This is a genomic window from Methylobacterium sp. WL6 (assembly GCF_008040095.1).
Lineage (GTDB): Bacteria > Pseudomonadota > Alphaproteobacteria > Rhizobiales > Beijerinckiaceae > Methylobacterium.
Genome location: NZ_VRVH01000398.1, coordinates 1 through 3,382 on the forward strand (window position 1 = coordinate 1; position 3,382 = coordinate 3,382).

3 protein-coding genes are annotated in these 3,382 nt (G+C 70.7%); 1 reads left to right on the forward strand and 2 read right to left on the reverse strand.

What is annotated here, in order from left to right; genetic code table 11:
- A partial coding sequence (locus FV230_RS26225) for a methyl-accepting chemotaxis protein (protein WP_246695009.1) occupies positions 1 to 563 on the forward strand: 563 nt, incomplete at its 5' end.
- Positions 564 to 662: 99 nt separating this feature from the next.
- On the opposite strand, the gene FV230_RS26230 is transcribed toward FV230_RS26225, so the two are convergent.
- On the reverse strand, positions 663 to 2,393 hold the full coding sequence (locus FV230_RS26230) for an L-lactate permease (RefSeq protein ID WP_147844470.1): 1,731 nt from the start codon (positions 2,391 to 2,393) through the stop codon (positions 663 to 665).
- 200 nt (positions 2,394 to 2,593) lie between these two features.
- Positions 2,594 to 3,382, reverse strand: a 789-nt coding sequence (locus tag FV230_RS26235; protein ID WP_187275629.1) for a 2-oxo acid dehydrogenase subunit E2, incomplete at its 5' end; no start/stop codon positions are given.

Sequence of the window (3,382 nt, forward strand, 5' to 3'; positions counted from 1 at the left end):
ACGCCGAGGGCATGGCCGGCGAGGTCCGGCGGCTCGCCACGGCGGCCGGCAGCATCGCCCAGATCGTCGGGCTGATCTCGCAGATCGCCGACCAGACCAACCTGCTCGCCCTCAACGCCACCATCGAGGCAGCCCGCGCGGGCGAGGCGGGACGCGGCTTCGCGGTGGTGGCGCAGGAGGTGAAGTCGCTGGCCGGCCAGACCGCCCGGGCGACCGAGGAGATCACGGCCAAGGTCGTCGAGATCAGCGCCTCCACCGACGCCTCGGTCCGGGCGATCAGCGGGATCACCGACGTGATCCGGCGCTTGGCCCAGATCGGCGGCGACATCGCCGCCGCGGTCGAGGAGCAGGGGGCCGCGACCGGCGAGATCGCCCGCACCACGGCCCAGACCTCGCAGGGCACCCGCGCGGTGTCGGAGCATATCGGGGGCGTCAGCGAGGCGGCCGGGACGGCGAGCTCCGGCTCGGCCCAGGTGCTCGCCGCCGCGAGTGCGCTGTCGAGCCAGGCCGGCGACCTGCGCGGCGCGGTCGACCACTTCCTGGCCGGCGTGCGGGCGGCCTGAGGCCGCCCTCCCCCGTCGCCAGACTGCGCCAAAGGAAAAGCCCGCCCCCTCCGCAGGGGGCGGGCTTTTTTGGTGTCGCCGGCGATCTCGGGCGCGAGGCTACGGAACGTGGATCACCATCGCGGTGAAGGGATGCACGTAGGCCTGGAGCATCACCAGCCCGCCCACCAGGCAGGCGAGCGCGATCGAGTGCCAGAACACGAAGCGCAGGATCTTGCCCTCCTGGCCGAAATAGCCGGTGGCGGTGGAGGCGACGACGATCGACTGGGCGTCGATCATCTTGCCCATCACGCCGCCCGACGAGTTGGCCGAGGCCATCAGCACGCCCGACAGGCCGAGCTGCTCCGAGGTGATCTTCTGCAGGCCGCCGAAGAGCACGTTGGAGGCCGTGTCGGAGCCGGTCAGCGCGACGCCGAGCCAGCCGAGCAGCGTGCCGAAGAACGGGTAGAGGATGCCGGTTCCGGCGAACGCCAGGCCCAGCGTCGCGTCGACGCCGGCGTAGCGGGTGAGCACGCCGAGCGCGAGCATCGCCGCGATGGTGATCAGCGAGTAGCGCAGCACCCAGATCGTCTCGACGTAGGCGGTGACGAGGCGGACGGGCGAGAACCGCATGATCAGGCCCGAGATCAGCGCCGCGATCAGCACGCCGGTGCCGGTGTAGGACATGTAGGTGAACAGGAAGACGGCGCCCTCGGGATGGGCCTTGGCCACCACCGGCGGCACCTTCATGATCACGTTGTGCAGGCCCGGCACCTCGTATTTCCAGGTGAAGATCGGGTTGACGATGGCCTTGAACCAGCCGGTGCCCCAGATCGCCACGATCACCGACAGGATGATCCACGGCAGCCAGGCCAGCGCGATCTCGGCGGAGGTGGCGGTGCGGCCGGTGGCGGCCGGGGCGCGGGGCAGATCGGAGGGAACCCCGGCGCCGAGCGCCACCGGCCGCGGCGCGCCGTAGCCGATCGACGGGTCGTTGCCGCGCAGCGCCGGCGAGGTCCAGATCGCGGCCGGCTTCCAGACCTTCAGGAACAGCACCAGGGCGCCCATCGCCGCGATCGAGGCGCCGATGTCGACGATCCACGGGTTGACGTAGTTCGAGATGCCGAACTGGGCCGCGGCGAAGGCGCCGCCGCAGATCAGGATCGCCGGCCAGACCTGGACCATGCCGCGGAAGCCCGCGAACACCCAGATCAGCCAGAACGGCACGATCAGCGAGAACACCGGCAGCTGCCGGCCGATCATCGCGCCGAGCACGTAGGGGTCGTAGCCCGTCACCGAGGCGAGGCCCTGGATCGGCGCGCCGAGCGCGCCGAAGGCCACCGGCGCGGTGTTGGCGATGAGCGACAGGCCGGAGGCCGCCAGCGGCGAGAAGCCGAGCCCGATCAGGATCGCGCCGGTGACCGCCACCGGCGTGCCGAACCCGCCCGCGCCCTCGAAGAACGCGCCGAAGGCGAAGGCGACGAGCAGCAGCTGCAGCCGCCGGTCGGTGGTGATGCCGGCCACCGATTGCTGGAGGATGGCGAACCACCCCTTCTCCACCGTCAGCCGGTAGAGGAAGATGACGTTGAGGATGATCCAGCCGATCGGGAAGAACCCGGTCACCATCCCGAGCAGCGAGGCGCGGGTCGCGAGGCCGAGCGGCATGCCGAAGGCGCCGACGGCGAGGGCGAAGGCCAGCACCAGGGCGAGCACGGCCGCGATGTGGGCCTTGACCCGGCCGCTGGCGATCATGGCGAGCAGCGCGATCACCGGCACGGAGGCGGCCAGCGTCGACAGCCACGGGTTGCCGAACGGATCGTAGACCTGGTTCCAGGTTTGGACGGGTTCCACGGGCGCATTCCTCCGATGGCCCGGGTTGATCCGCGGGCCGTTGGAGGCGGTGCTAGCAGAGCGGCGAATCCGGCTCAACGCCGAGAGATAATGTATTCAGAAGGTGTTGCGCGCCGACCGCTCCGGCACTTATCGCGAAAGCGGCCGGCGGCTCGGCTCGGCACGACGCGGTCTCGCCGCGCCGCGCGACCGGCCCGTCGTCAGACCAGCATCCCCATCGGGCTCTCGATCAGGCCCTTGAAGGCCGCGATCAGCTCGGCGCCGAGCGCGCCGTCGAGCACGCGGTGGTCGCAGGAGAGGGTCGCGGTCATCACCTGGGCGACGGCGGGCGCGCCGTCCTTGACCACGACCCGCTTCTCGCCGGCGCCGACCGCCAGGATCGAGGATTGCGGCGGGTTGATCACCGCGGTGAAGTGCTTGATCCCGAACATGCCGAGGTTCGACACCGAGGTGACGCCGCCCTGGTACTCCTCCGGCTTCAGCTTCTTGGCGCGCGCACGGGCCGCGAAGTCCTTCATCTCGTTGGAGATGGTGGACAGCGTCTTCTCGTCGGCCCGGCGGATGACCGGGGTGAACAGGCCGCCGTCGATCGCCACGGCGACGCCGACCTCGGCGTTCCTGAAGCGCAGCACCCGGTCCTCGGCCCAGACGGCGTTGGCCATCGGCACCCGGGTCAGGGCGAGGCCCATCGCCTTGATGACGAAGTCGTTGACCGAGAGCTTGAACAGCGGCTTGCCGTCCTTGTCCTTGCCGGCGCTCCGGTTGAGCTGCTCGCGAAGCGCCATCAGCGCGTCGATCTCGCAATCCACGGTCAGGTAGAAGTGCGGCGCAACCTGCATCGCCTCGGTGAGGCGCTTGGCGATTGTCTTGCGCATGCCGTCGAGCGGCACCTCCTCGTAGCTGTCCTTGGCGTAGAAGCCGCGGACCTGATCGGTGGTGAGGCCGGCGGCCCTGGCCGCGGGGGCGGGCGCGGCGGCTTGCGCCGGCGG